This window comes from Nonomuraea sp. NPDC003804, assembly GCF_040610675.1.
GTDB lineage: Bacteria > Actinomycetota > Actinomycetes > Streptosporangiales > Streptosporangiaceae > Nonomuraea.
On the sequence record NZ_JBEXMT010000008.1, the window covers coordinates 254,904 to 267,584 of the forward strand.

At 68.3% G+C, this 12,681-nt stretch carries 13 protein-coding genes and 1 pseudogene; 3 read left to right on the plus strand and 11 right to left on the minus strand.

Features of this window, described 5'->3' with window-relative positions:
- Nucleotides 1-270 precede the first annotated feature (270 nt).
- Complete coding sequence (locus ABZX22_RS13905; protein ID WP_354908301.1) at nucleotides 271-606, plus strand: hypothetical protein; 336 nt, start codon at nucleotides 271-273, stop codon at nucleotides 604-606.
- Between the two features lie 226 nt (nucleotides 607-832).
- Here ABZX22_RS13905 and ABZX22_RS13910 read toward each other — a convergent pair whose 3' ends face one another.
- The 3 genes and pseudogenes from ABZX22_RS13910 to ABZX22_RS13920 form a co-directional block, all read right to left on the minus strand.
- Nucleotides 833-1,072 (minus strand): hypothetical protein, encoded by a 240-nt coding sequence (locus tag ABZX22_RS13910; protein ID WP_354908302.1) that lies wholly within the window; start codon nucleotides 1,070-1,072, stop codon nucleotides 833-835.
- A 26-nt stretch (nucleotides 1,073-1,098) separates the two neighbouring features.
- On the minus strand, nucleotides 1,099-1,533 hold the full coding sequence (locus tag ABZX22_RS13915) for a CBS domain-containing protein (RefSeq protein ID WP_354908303.1): 435 nt from the start codon (nucleotides 1,531-1,533) through the stop codon (nucleotides 1,099-1,101).
- 420 nt (nucleotides 1,534-1,953) lie between these two features.
- Nucleotides 1,954-2,205: pseudogene (locus ABZX22_RS13920) on the minus strand (putative PEP-binding protein); the annotation flags it as partial.
- 315 nt (nucleotides 2,206-2,520) lie between these two features.
- Here ABZX22_RS13920 and ABZX22_RS13925 point away from each other — a divergent pair.
- Nucleotides 2,521-3,126: a VOC family protein gene (locus tag ABZX22_RS13925; RefSeq protein WP_354908305.1), complete on the plus strand. Its 606-nt coding sequence runs from the start codon at nucleotides 2,521-2,523 to the stop codon at nucleotides 3,124-3,126.
- A gap of 177 nt (nucleotides 3,127-3,303) precedes the next feature.
- Here ABZX22_RS13925 and ABZX22_RS13930 read toward each other — a convergent pair whose 3' ends face one another.
- Nucleotides 3,304-3,693 carry a RidA family protein gene (locus ABZX22_RS13930; RefSeq protein WP_354908306.1) on the minus strand — a complete coding sequence of 130 codons (390 nt, stop codon included), beginning with the start codon at nucleotides 3,691-3,693 and terminating at the stop codon, nucleotides 3,304-3,306.
- A 96-nt stretch (nucleotides 3,694-3,789) separates the two neighbouring features.
- On the opposite strand from ABZX22_RS13930, the gene ABZX22_RS13935 reads away from it, so the two are divergent.
- Complete coding sequence (locus ABZX22_RS13935; protein ID WP_354908307.1) at nucleotides 3,790-4,170, plus strand: helix-turn-helix domain-containing protein; 381 nt, start codon at nucleotides 3,790-3,792, stop codon at nucleotides 4,168-4,170.
- Nucleotides 4,171-4,637: 467 nt separating this feature from the next.
- Here ABZX22_RS13935 and ABZX22_RS13940 read toward each other — a convergent pair whose 3' ends face one another.
- From ABZX22_RS13940 to ABZX22_RS13970, 7 genes are all read right to left on the minus strand, one after another.
- Nucleotides 4,638-5,846 carry a serine hydrolase domain-containing protein gene (locus tag ABZX22_RS13940; RefSeq protein ID WP_354908308.1) on the minus strand — a complete coding sequence of 403 codons (1,209 nt, stop codon included), beginning with the start codon at nucleotides 5,844-5,846 and terminating at the stop codon, nucleotides 4,638-4,640.
- Between the two features lie 513 nt (nucleotides 5,847-6,359).
- The gene (locus ABZX22_RS13945; protein ID WP_354908309.1) at nucleotides 6,360-6,530 is read right to left on the minus strand and encodes a hypothetical protein; all 171 of its coding nucleotides are present in this window, start codon (nucleotides 6,528-6,530) and stop codon (nucleotides 6,360-6,362) included.
- Between the two features lie 386 nt (nucleotides 6,531-6,916).
- A complete protein-coding gene (locus ABZX22_RS13950) occupies nucleotides 6,917-7,915 on the minus strand; it encodes an alpha/beta hydrolase (protein ID WP_354908311.1) in 999 nt (332 codons plus the stop codon).
- Between the two features lie 129 nt (nucleotides 7,916-8,044).
- A complete protein-coding gene (locus tag ABZX22_RS13955; protein WP_354908313.1) occupies nucleotides 8,045-8,227 on the minus strand; it encodes a hypothetical protein in 183 nt (60 codons plus the stop codon).
- Nucleotides 8,224-8,838 (minus strand): hypothetical protein, encoded by a 615-nt coding sequence (locus ABZX22_RS13960; RefSeq protein ID WP_354908314.1) that lies wholly within the window; start codon nucleotides 8,836-8,838, stop codon nucleotides 8,224-8,226. The genes ABZX22_RS13955 and ABZX22_RS13960 overlap by 4 nt, the downstream gene beginning before the upstream one ends.
- A 12-nt stretch (nucleotides 8,839-8,850) precedes the next feature.
- A complete protein-coding gene (locus tag ABZX22_RS13965) occupies nucleotides 8,851-9,060 on the minus strand; it encodes a hypothetical protein (protein ID WP_354908316.1) in 210 nt (69 codons plus the stop codon).
- A gap of 3 nt (nucleotides 9,061-9,063) precedes the next feature.
- Nucleotides 9,064-12,675, minus strand: a complete 3,612-nt coding sequence (locus ABZX22_RS13970) for a serine/threonine-protein kinase (RefSeq protein WP_354908317.1) — start codon at nucleotides 12,673-12,675, stop codon at nucleotides 9,064-9,066.
- Nucleotides 12,676-12,681: the final 6 nt, after the last annotated feature.

The following is a 12,681-nucleotide window of genomic DNA, read 5'->3' on the forward strand; positions in this document are numbered from 1 at the left end:
AGGTCAAGTGCCTGGACACGCCGAAAAGCCGAATCCCATGCTGGAGGTGTGCGTCGCCCCAGCCGGCATGCGATGTCGGAAAACATCGTCAATGGGCGGCGACGGAAATCAGGGGCCACAGCCAGATGCCCTCCGCTGAGAGGGTAAGGAAGCAGAAATTCCCAAGGAAGGTTCGCCTTCACGAGGATCGGCTCTCCCGAGCCATCCCAGCGCCATTTCCCCGGATGAAGTCGCGGTTGTCGAGATGGCTTCATCAGGAAGGAGACGAAGATGCGCGGAAAATGTCTGCTCATCGCCAGTCCGCTGATCCCCGCCCTCGTGTTCGGGACGGTCGCTGTCTCGCAAGCCTCGGTCGTTCCGACGTCCGTAAGTGCCGGCGACAGTCATGTCACCGCGACCTTGAAGGCCGCGCCGCCCACGTGCACCCGCAACTTCAACGGCGAGCTCAGGACGTTGTGCTCGCGCGGCTTCAACGAGGGATACACCGAAGGGCAAGCCTCATGCAAGGGCCAACAGCCCCGGCAGGGGCTCGCCCCTGAGCTGCAGGACGCGGCATACGATCACGGCTACAACGCCGGGTTCAAGCTGGGCAAGGCTTCGTGTTAGCCGCTGCCCATCGCAGCCGTACAGGGGTTCGTGATCCCGTAAGGGTTCCCGAGCCAGAACCGGGCGGACCTGTCCGAACGTCGGGCAGGCCCGCCTCGGTCAGGGCAAGAAGCCGCGCATCGTCTCCCACACCGTGCGCTGGCCAGAGACACGACGTCGGCGGGCAACCACCCCGATCTTCAGCCCGGAACGGGCCGCCCGCCAGGGCGATCGGAGACCAACGCCGTCACCTTCGGGTCAGTTCGATGCGAGAGTGCACCGCCTCAAGCCAGTCAGCGGCCATGTCCGTTTCCGTTATGCGGCCGATCAACGCCAGCATCGAGCTGATGCTCTCGTCCTCTTCCGCGGGGTTGTCGTCGCCACTGACCTGAAAGCGCAGCCCATCCATCAGGTGATCGAGCGCATGCGGGCCGCTGCCGTATTCTTGGTGATGGGCTGACCTCGCCCGAGCGGCCTGATCACTCAAGCCGGTGAACGTTCGTGGAAACCGCGCTAGCCTTCCTGGAAGTGCCCGGGCGTGCTGATCTGCCTGGCCAGCGGCCGGAGCAGGTCGGCTGTGAGCTGGTTGACCCGTAGCAGCAGGTCGTCCACGCTCAGGAGTCCGATCACCGTGCCTGCCTCCACCACGGGCAGTCGGCGGAACGCGCTCCGTCGGAACATCTCGACCGCCACGTCCAGGTCGTCATCAGGTCGCACGGTGGCCGGATCCCTGGTCATGACCTGCCGCACCTGAGCCTGGCCGTCCCCTCCCTGCCCGAGCACCCGCAGCACCAGATCGCGGTCGGTCACGATGCCGATGACCTCCTGTCCGTCGCTGACGACGACGCTGCCGACTCCGGAATGGTCCATCTGCCGGGCGACATCACACACCGCCGTGTACGGCGGCACCACGACCACCGGCGTGGACATCACGTTCTTGATCTTCATGTCCTCCCCCTAGCCGGACCATCGCCAGGGCGGTGAGCGTCGCCCAGGTGACGCCCATGGCGGCCCCACCGAGCACACCCAGGAAGCCGCGGCCTCCAGCACGACCCGTCGAGACGCAGATCGGGCAGCGGCCTGGGACAGCGCCAACCCCCTGGCCCCGGGTGCACACTCCCCGCCTCTCCACAGTGACGGTCAGCGGGGACCGCTCGAAGAGCAATTGGTCCCTCACATCCGAGTCGTTCGGCCCACGTCCTGGTGCCACGGAGCGTCGCATGCTGTTCAGCCGACGCCACCGCGACGAAACCGGTCCTTCGACTACGGTCCCGCCGGGTTCCGTCGCGGTCCTCCTGGGCACGGCCATGGTCCTGGCGCCGGTGTGATGTTCGCCCCTGGTGGGGAGTGCAGCCACGTTCTGGTGGGGGGGTCGAGCAGGTCGGCCAGTTCCGGATGCTGGCGGTCGGCGGCGAAGGCGTACTGGCCGAGGTCGTTGGTGCCGATGCTGAGGAAGTCCACGTGGTCGAGCAGCCGGTGCGCCATGAGCGCGGCGGCCGGTACCTCGATCATCGCTCCCACCCGGGTCAGCCCGTGCGCCCTGGCCCGGGCGGCGAAGGCGGCGGCTTCCCGCCAGGTGGTGACCATGGGGGCCATGACCGACACCTCCGCCTTGGTCGCGGACGCCGCTCGTGCGGACCGGTTCGGCAGGAGGTGCTCCGCCGCTCCGCTTCGCCAACGCGGCCGATGACGCGGTGGAGAACCACACCGGCGGATGGTTTTACCCGCGCCTGATCGGCTGGAACGGCTACCCGGGTACTTCCAGCGGAGATGTCAGTTTCCGGAACGCGTTCGTGCACCACTCCGCCTTCGGCGACGCCCGCCTCGAGATCGGCGCGGCTTCCATGGAGGCCCAGCTCGAACGAGCCAAGTCCGGCGGCATCCCGTTCGACCCCAAGGGCCCCTGGTCCTGGTATCGCCACCAAGGAGATAGCGATGAGCACCACAGATGTCGGCGTCGGCAGCTTCGACATGAAGATCGAGGTGATCGTCCTGCCCGTCTCTGACGTCGAGCGGGCGACGGAGTTCTACCGCAGGATCGGCTGGAGGCAGGACGTCACGCCGCCCGGGGTCGAGCAGTTCACGCCGCCGGGTTCGCCGGGCTCGGTGCACTTCGGGGAGAACATCACCTCGGCCGCGCCCGGCTCGGCCAGGGCGTACGTGATCGTCTCCGACATCGAGACCGCCAGGCGGGCGCTGGTCGCGGCCGGCGTCGACGTCGGCGAGATCTTCCACCGCACCCCGGACGGGCAGGCCGACGGCCTGGATCCGGAGCGCCGCACCTACAACTCCCTCGCCGCCTTCAGCGACCCCGACGGCAACACCTGGGTCATGCAGGAGGTCACGACCCGCCTGCCCGGGCGCGTGGAACCGGCTCCCGCCTCCTACACCTCCGCGGGCGAACTGGCCGAGGCGCTGCGGCGGGCCGAGGCCGCCCACGGTGAGCACGAGAAGCGCACCGGCGAACCGGACGCGGACTGGCCCAGCTGGTATGCCGCGTACATGATCGCCGAGCAGGCCGGGACGGAGTTGCCCACCTAGAAACCGTGTGGACATGCCGCCCTGTGCTCAGCCGAGCCGGCTCCGGCCGATCGGGCTCACACCTGCGCCAGGCCGCCGTCGACGAAGAGTTCGATGCCGGTGATGAAGCTGGAGTCGTCGCCGGAGCGGAAGGTGTGGAGGGCGGGCCCCTTCTGCGTAGGTCTTCGCTACGCCGGTTCAGTCGAGGATCGCGGTGGCTTCTATCTCGACCAGATGGTCGGGGATGTCCAGCGCCGCGACACCCACAAGAGTGGCCGGGGGAACGGGAGTGATCCCGAGCCTTCCGGCCGCCCGGGAGATCCCCTCCAGCAGCGCCGGCATCTTGTCAGGAGTCCAGTCGACGACGTACACGGTCAGTTTCGCCACATCGGCGAAGGAACCGCCGACCTCGGCCAGGGCAGTGCCGATGTTGAGGTAGCACTGCTCGACCTGCGCTGCGAGCTCCGGTTCCGCGTCCCAGGCGACCTGCCCGGCGATGAAGACCAGCTTCGTCCCGGACGCGATCGCCACCTGCCGGTAAACGTCGATCGTGGGCAATCCGTCGGGGTTCACCAGAGTGATGGCCATGACGCCTGCTTCCGTAGTCACTTGTGGTTACTCAGGAACCGTAAGAGAGTGTTCTCTGACATGGAAGAACGCACTTTTCAGTGACTGGGGAACCCGATGGTGACCAAGCAGTACGGAAGCTCACCCGAGGACGCGGACCTCAGACGCGCGGACTCCCTGGCGCGGGAGATCTTCTCGGATGTCGCCAACAAGTGGGCGCTCCTCATCATCGAGGCCCTCGGCGAGCGCACCCTGCGCTTCAGCGAGCTGCGGCAGGAGATCGAGGGCATCAGCCACAAGATGCTCACCCAGAACCTTCGCATGCTGGAGCGCAACGGCCTGGTCGAGCGCGAGGTGCATCCCACCGTGCCGCCGCGGGTGGAGTACACCCTCACCGAGCCGGGCAGGGCTCTGCGATCGGTGGCTGACGGGATGTGCGGCTGGACCCAGCGGTACCTGGCGCACATCGAGGCTGCCCGCGGACGCTTCGACGCCTGACGGCCGCCTCGGTCACGGGAGGCGGTGGCGGTACGCGCCCGGCGAACGCCCGACCCAGCGCGTGGGCGCGCGTGGCGTCTGGTGTCGATCCGTAGTGCTCGACTGCGAGCCCCGTCGGGAGACGCTTCTCCCGGCAGGTGTCCCTGCCCGGCCTGCTCCGGACGAAGCCTCGGGGAGAACCCCGCCCGGGGCAGACAGCCGCCGCCTGCCCGCCGCCGGACACCGCAAACATGCGATTCTTGGCTTGTCGTTCAAGCTCCGATCTTCGTCTTCGCGGCATGGTGGACATGTCGGTCTGTCGCTGTCTGCAGCCGGTCAGGGTCTGCGGCGCGGCTGGTGTCCTGCGGTGGTGAGCTGGGCGGGTGGAGCGCTCGCCGGTGACCGGGAGAGTCCGACGCCGTGGCGGGGGAGCGCGGCGTTCACCGGTCGGCGGCGCGGGTCACGCAGGCCGATCACCACCGCACCGGTCAGTTAGCGGAAGCCGTGGTCGGCACAGGCTTGCCGAACATCGCGCAGGCCACGGCCGTCTGGAGCGCCGGGGCGGCCTCGGCGATCTTCGGGTCGGCCCCGAACTCGGCCTGGATCTCCGTCGACATGTGGACGCTCGCCGAGCGGGTGCCGGTGCGGTCGGTGATACTGATGGTGAGGTAGCCGGGGATGCCGCCTTCGTGACCCCAGTACGTGCCGCACGGGCTCGTACCGGTCTGGATGCCGAGTCCGTAGCCGGGCCCGTCCGGCTGCTGCGGGTCCATCGGCACAGTGGCGCGCAGCTGTGCCAGCCGGGCGGCGGGCAGCAGCTTGCCGGACATCAACGCGGTGTAGAACCGGGACCAGTCCCGTGTGGTGGACACCAGCGCCCCGGCCGCCCCGCTCCATCCGGGGTCATTGTCGGAGACGTCCACGTGACCGTGGTGGCGCGCCCCGGCGAATTGCCGGAACTTGGCCGGCACGGTCTGCGGCATGTGGGCGGCATCCGGTTCGTAGCCGTGCGCATGGGAGCCGCGCCAGGTGGAGTCCGTGGCGAAGTAGGTGTGCTTGAGGCCGAGCGGTCGGGCGATCCGATCCCGGACCAGATCGGCCAGGCTCGCCCCGGTGACCCGCTCCAGGACGGCGCCGACCGCGGCGTAGTTGGTGTTGCTGTACGACCACTTCGTGCCCGGCGCGAACAGCGGATCGTGCTTCACCCCCACGGCGAGCAGCTTCGCCGAGGTCCACCGCCGCCGATCCTTGCCGAGGATCGACGGCAGGAGCGCGGCGTCATCGGTGTAGTCGAACAGGCCGCTGGTGTGGTTCAGCAGCATGCGCAACGTGATCGCCTTGCCGCCCGGCACCTTGCCAGGCAGCCACTTCTCCACCGGGTCGGTCAGAGCGAGCTTGCCCTCGGCGACCAGTCGCAGCACGAGCGTGGCCATCACGGTCTGGGTGTGGGACCCCATCCGGAACTCGTCCCCCACCTTGAGCAGGTGATCCCGTCTGGTCCAGGTGGCCTGCTCGGCGATCTCGATCGGCCGGCCGCGGCCGTCGTCGACCCGCACGATCACGCCGGGCGCCCCGGCGTCCACCAGGTTCCGTGCCAACTGCTGTAGCTGAGCGCGCTGCGCCGTGGTGCCGCTCCAGTCCGCGTACGGCGTGGCCGCGGCGGCAGCCGGGAACGCCGCGGCCACGGTCAGACTCACGCCCAGCGCCGAAGCGGTGACCGTACGCAGCCGGCGTGGCCGCGCACGATCCGACGAAAAGACAGGTTGGGACATTGACCCGTTCCTCCGGGTGATAGGTGATAAGGGATAGGTGACGCGGACCGCCTCACCCTCCAACGCGCCACTCACAAACCGCACGCTGTCGGCAGCGCGACCGGTATCGCCTTATTTGGGGCAGGATGTCGACGAGCTGGACCTGCGCAACCGGCGCCCGGGTCCGGCGCAAGGGCGGGGCGATGGACATCATCGTCTGGCGCACCGGCACAGACGGCGTTCGCCTCGGGGAGATGCCCGCTGGTCATCGTGCGGGGTGCACCACCTCGGCTCAGATGGTCATGTGAAGCCCGATTCCGAAGAGGGGGAGATCTGAATTTCCACTCCGGCTTTCGTGGTGCGTTCACCCCTGGTTCAGCCTGGCCGCATTTCGTCAGAGCAACGGAATTGGGGTGAGGCGAACCGCGCCCACACCCCAATCCGATGGAACGAGACCGTCTACCAGACGTTTGTGCAGGAGAGCACCGAACCGTCCGCGAACTCCGCCGTCGACCGCACGCACACGATGACATCGGAGAAGTCCGCCGCGGCGTGCGCACTGCTCGCACCCATGAACGTCGCGCCGGCCAGCGCGACTACCGCCAAGACCCTGCTGACCATCTTCTTCATTTCCGCTTCCCCCAGAAGGATCTATTCGCGCTGGATGTTTCGTTCAAGGATGGCGGTGGCGACGGGCAATTTGAAGATCGACGGGTGGCAGGATGCTGCGGGATCGAAGGCAGCATCATGCAATGGAGGCCGGCCGAACCGGACTTGTCGCAGTGGGCGATGCGGCCGTCCCTGCCACCGACAGCGTGTCGGTGAGTCACGAATCCTCGGTGGACGGCAGCCGGCTCAGGGCGTCCAGACCGTGCTGCAGATGAAAGAGTGCACCGCGACCTCGGCAAACACGCTCCGCTCGCGTTATCAGTTCCAAGCAGCCCGGCTCATCCCCGAACGCCCGGGCCGAAACTCATCGCAGAAGGACGGTCTTCCCATGACACGTCACGGGAGTGTCAAAGCGTGCCGAGTGCCTTGCGCAGCACGTGGACAGCCTGCTCGATGGCCGCTGTGCTGGCCTGGGTGGAACGCACCGGGTTCAGCATCATGAAGTCGTGGATGATGCCGTTGTACCGGACGCACGCCGTGGGAACACCGGCCTGAGTGAGTTTGGCGGCGTAAGCCTCGCCCTCGTCCCTGAGGACGTCGTTCTGGTCGACGATGACCAGCGCCGGCGGGAGGCCCTCGAGTTCTTCCAGGGAGGCGCGCAGCGGTGACGCGGTGATCTCTTTGCGCTGCGCTCCATCGCCCGGGATGTACGCGTCCCAGAACCAGGCCATCGCCCTCGCGGTGAGGAACGGCCCGTCGGCGAACTCGCGGTAGCTGTCGGTGTCCTGCGCCGCGTCGGTGACGGGGTAATAGAGCGACTGGTGCACGAACCGCACGTCACCGCGCTGCTTGGCCATGATCGCCACCGCGGCGGTCATGTTGCCGCCGACCGAGTCGCCGGCGACTGCCATGCGGCTGGCGTCGAGCCCTTCGCCGGCGCCGTTCTTGATGATCCACTGCGCGGTCGCGTACGCCTGCTCGATGGCGACGGGATAGCGCGCCTCCGGGGAGCGGTCGTACTCGACGAAGACCAGGGCCGCACGCGCGCCGTTGGCGAGTTCGCGGACAAGCCGGTCGTGCGTCCCCGAGTTGCCGAGGATCCACCCGCCGCCATGGATGTAGAGGATCACCGGCAGGAGGCCGGTCGTCCCTTCAGGCTTGATGATGCGGACCTGGACATCTCCGACCTCCGCCGGAACGGTGATCCACTTGTCGCCGGCGACGGGCTGCTTGTCGATCGGAGCGGACTGAATATCGTCGAGTACCTTGCGGGCACCCTCAGGTCCGAGTTCATAGAGGAAGGGTGGGTTCGCGGTGGCATCCGCGATCTTCTGCGCTTCCGGTTCGAGTACGTGCTTGCTCATGTCTCGAATCCTTTCGGCGATGTGGCGGATCCAACCACTCACGTGGTTAAAGCCCTCTCAAATCCGCTCAATCGCCGCCATGGAGCCTGCCCCTTATGGGGCCGCGATGCCAGGGAGCGACTGAGCAGAGGGTGACCATGGACGCGACCACCGGTGCGCGCCGCCGCCACATCAGGGGTACGGCTGCCGCGAGCACGACGGCGTACCCCACCAACTCCACGACTCCGGGCCGGACAGGAGCGGCCAGAGCTGGGCCGCCAGGACGAGCGCGGTGAGAGCCAGGTCGAGCCGGCGTGCCGGGACGGCGCGCACCCGTTTGACGAGGGACGCGACCCGGCATTCTCCATTCATCACACAGAAGCCGGTACGGCAGGCTCGACCACGCGGTGCCGGGCCTCAGCCAGACGCGACGCGCGGGACACCTTGGCCAGCGCCAGGTAGGAGATCAGCAGGAAGGCGGCGCCCAGCGGCATGAGGTCCTTCTCCACGAACGGCACCAGGACGTCAACGATCACCAGGACGGGCGTCCAGGCCTTGACGCGGCGCTGGATCGCAAGCCGGAGTACCAGGCCGATCTGGGCGACGAAGAAGAGCGACGGCCCGAAGTCGTAGATCACCTGCTGGACCCCGGGAACCGCCTGGACCTGGTCGAACAGCACGCCCATCGCGGCGTGGTCGGCTGACCGGAACCCGATGACGATGTCGATGGCGAACTGGGCGATCAGTGTGGCGATCCCGACATATCCGGTGAAGGCCAGCCCGCTGGCCAGCCGTCCTCGACCGGCCAGCCTCCACATCTCATGGAAGGTCATGGCGAAGAACACCAGAGCGCCGATGAAGGCCAGGTGCCCAGTTGTCCAGGCGAGCCCGGGACCGCGGCTGCCGTCCAGGCCGTCCAGGATGCGGATCACGCCGTAGGTGAAGGTGAGGACGGGGGCGGCGACGAAGGCGATGCGGGGGTTCATCTCGTTGACTCCTTAGCTGCGATGACCTCCCCCATCCTGGTTTTTCGTCGCCGTACGGACATCGCCGAGGCGAGTGAACTGCCCCATCCCTCTCAAGAGGGATCCGCCACCCCGGACGGGCTCCCGAGAGCGGCAGGCGATGAGGTACTGCCCTTCCCGGTACTCGTACACGCGCTCACCCAGCGCGAACCGTCTCACCCCCTGCGCGACCACGGCCCACACTGGCTACTGCGCCGTACCTGCAACCGGCTTGTCGCACCCGCTCCCGGAGGGCAGGCCGTAGAGGCCGCGTTCGGCCGGGTACGGCGTTCGCCCCGCCTTGGCGCACACCGCGGTCAACGCCTGCTTGAGGCTGAGCGGGTAGGTGTGAACACCGCCGGAGGCGTCGACACTGCGCAGCGCCCGGCCGCCGTCGCCGAACGCGACGGCCAGCACGTCGCCGTCATGCTGGAAGGCAGGCCCGATCGGAGTGCCGGTGCCGACGTCCCACAGCCGGACCGTGTTGTCGTAGCCGCCTGTGGCCAGGGTCTTACCGTCGGGGCTGAAGGCCGCCGTGGCGATCCAGGCCTCGGTGTGGCCCCGCATCACCGGCCCGGACGCTTGCCGTAGTGCCGGATCCCACAGCGTCACAGAACCGTCGGCCACCCGGAGCAGGGCGTGCCTGCCGTCGGGAGTGAATCCGAGGTTCTCCGTCGAATAGCCTGGCATGCGGAAGCCCGAGGCTTCCGCGCGCTGGCAGGTCGGTTCCGTCGCCAGGTCCATCACGCAGACCCCGTTGTCCGGGTGGCCGACGACGACGCTCGCGCCGTCCGGCGAGAAGGCCAGGGTCTCGGCGAACACCTGATCCACCTTCGCGCTCTGGCGGCCGGTGCGGGTGTCCCATACGCGAATGCTGAAGCCGTTGTCCGCCGAGTCTTCGTCGGCGACGACGACGGCCGCGGCCAGCGATGAGCCGTCCCGAGAGAAATCCAGAGCCACGATCTCGCCGCTGCCGGAGGAGGAGATCGGACGTTCGTGGTCGAGCGTGTACCTGGCGAGCACCTTCCCGGCGGCTGTGTCGATCAGCACGACTTCGGCTCCGTCACCGTGGACCGCCAGCAGGCGCCCATTGGGGGAGAAGCGTAGCGGGGGCCGGTAAATGCCCTGGATGATGGCGGAGAAGTCCGGACTCACCCATGGCTCGCGGAATGCATGGACAACGCGTCCGGTGTCCGCTTCCATGATGCGTAGCTTGGAGTCGTCCATGACGGCGAGCAGCCGTCCGTCGTTGCTGAGAGCGGCCGACTTGACCGAACCCACGCGCGAACCGGGGCGCGTGAGCGGGCGGGCGTCCACGATGCGCACCTCGCCGTCGCTCATCATGGTGAACAGGTCGCCGCCGGGGCTGAAGGCGATCGCGGAGCCGACCGGATGCTCGAACGTCTGCAGGACGTCCATCGGTCGCCAAGGGTCTTCGGGTCCCGCGACGGGCATCGTAGGAGACAGTTCGATGCTGGTGGACCGTCCCCAGATGACGACCTGGCCGCACAGCTCACCTGCGAGCACTTTCGCCGAGGCGTCGAAGGCCAGCCGCTCCGGCCAGCACTCGTTTGCGCCGGAGTTCATCACCGGCGTCTCATGCAGCGGGAAGGCGGCCCTGCCCACATGCCGGCCGAGCATTCCCTTGCTCACCGTCCACACGTCGACGAAGTAGGCCCAGGGGTCCGCGTCGACGCTCATGGAGTCCCGCTGTACGGCCAGCAGCCGCCCGTCCGGGCTCAGCTGCGCGAAGCGGAAGCGGTCCTCGGATCCCCCGATCTTCTCAAGGGAGACGATCCGCCCGGTACCCGCGTCCGAGATGCCGATGGACGACCCCGCTGTACAACCGACCATCGTGCCCGGGTGGCGTGGCCCCGCGAACACGGCGGACTTGCCGCATGTGGCTTTGCGCAGCAGCCGGCCCCTGCCGTCGAATCTCAGGTCGTTGCGATCGAGTACGCCGTCGTCCCACGCGACGGGGCTGCCCACCTGTTCGCCGTCCGCGGTGCGCCGAATGGTCACCACAGGTCCATAGTTGCAGTACGCGTCCTTGCATTCGGCTGTGGCCAGGTAGCGCCGGTCGGTGGACAGGAAGGCGACCCGCACCTTGACCTTGTGCTCGACCCCAGGGATCCGGGCGAGCGTCCGCCCGGTGACGGCGTCGGAGATCACCGCGGCGCCGTCCTTGATCTCGACGAGCGACCTGCCGTCCTGGCCGAGTCCTATGGCCCGCGTGGTCCCACGGATCAGGCTCGGCTGTGCCAGGGACCCGAGCAACGCCCTCCTCGTATCGGGAAGATCGGCAGTTGTGGCGGCAGCGGCGCTCAGCAGCAGCGCGGCCGCGGGGTCCGACTCCCGCAGGGTCTCCGCTCTGGCCGCCAACTGCCTGGCCACAGCGTCATCGCGTTGACGCTGGACCTCGCGACGGCTGAGCTCCATCAGCCCGGCGAACGTCGCCGTGGCGACGAGCAGGACGGCCAGCGTCATGGAGATCAGGCGGCGGCGCCGTAACCGTCGCTGGGTCAGTCCCGCGCTGCCGGAAAGGAACGCCCGCTCCACCGAGCCCAGTTGCAGGCGGCGGCGGCCGGTGGCGGCCCAGGCGGTCGCCTGGTCGAGCGCCACTCCCTGGTACAGGTCGCTCTCTCGGCGGCCGTGCCCGTTCCAGTTCCGCGCGGCCTCACGCAGCCGCTGGTAGACGGGTAGCCCAGGGCCCTCCTCGGCGATCAGTGTGCGTAGCCGGGGCCAGGCCTGGACAAGCGCGGGATGGGCCAGGCGTATGTCGCCGTCGCGCACATGGACCACGCCGCCGGCGTTCAGCGCGGACACGACCGGCTCGATCGTCGCTCGGCCCAGCTCATCGGGATCGACACTGCTCAGGGAGCCGTCTCCGTTGACCATGCGCAGCAGGAGCTGGTCGGCCACGCTCTGCTCGTCCGGGGACAGCCGCTCGAAGGCGTGCTGGGCCTGCTCGCCGAGGTGTGGGTCGGCCGTCCTCCCTCGAACCTCGGCCGCCGCCCGGCTGCCGGCCTGGAGCAGGCCACCGTGCTCGGCCGCCCCGACCAGGCCGAGCAGTAACTCGCGTGCGGTGGGCCGGGCTGCGGGGTCCTTGGCAAGGGTGGCGGACACCAGACTCTTCAACGGCTCGGCCACCGCGCTCAGGTCGACTTCCTTGCGGAGCACGCCGTTGATGGCCGCGGCGACATGCTGTCCGGAGAAGGCCGCCGTGCCCGTGGCGGCATAGACGATGACCGCGCCCCAGGCGAACACGTCAGCGGCGGCGGTGGGCAGACCGCCCGAGAACAGTTCGGGAGCCATGTATCCGGGCGTGCCCATGATGCCGCGCGAGGCGGTCAGCGAATTGTCGACGATGCGGGCGATACCGAAATCGATCACACGTGGCCCGTCCGGGCCCAGCAGCACATTGTCCGGCTTGAGATCGCAGTGGGCCACTCCCGCGTCATGGATGGCGGCCATCGCCGTGGCGATCCCGATCGCCAGGCGGCGCAGGGCATCGCCGGAATAGGGGCCGTCGCGGGTGACGGCCTCACGAAGGCTGGGACCGTCGACGTACTCGCTGACGATATACGGCCGCGCCCCTTCCAGATCGGCGTCGAGAACGCGGGCCGTGCAGAACGGCGCCACCCGACGCGCGGCCGCGATCTCCTTGGCGACGGGCCTGCCCAGGCCCGCCTCGGAGTGCAATACCTTGATCGCTACCCGCTCGCCGGTCGCACCGTACCCCTCGTACACCACGGCCTGTCCGCCACTGCCCAGGCGGCGCGCGATGACGTAGGGTCCGACGAGCTGAGGATCGTTCATGATCTT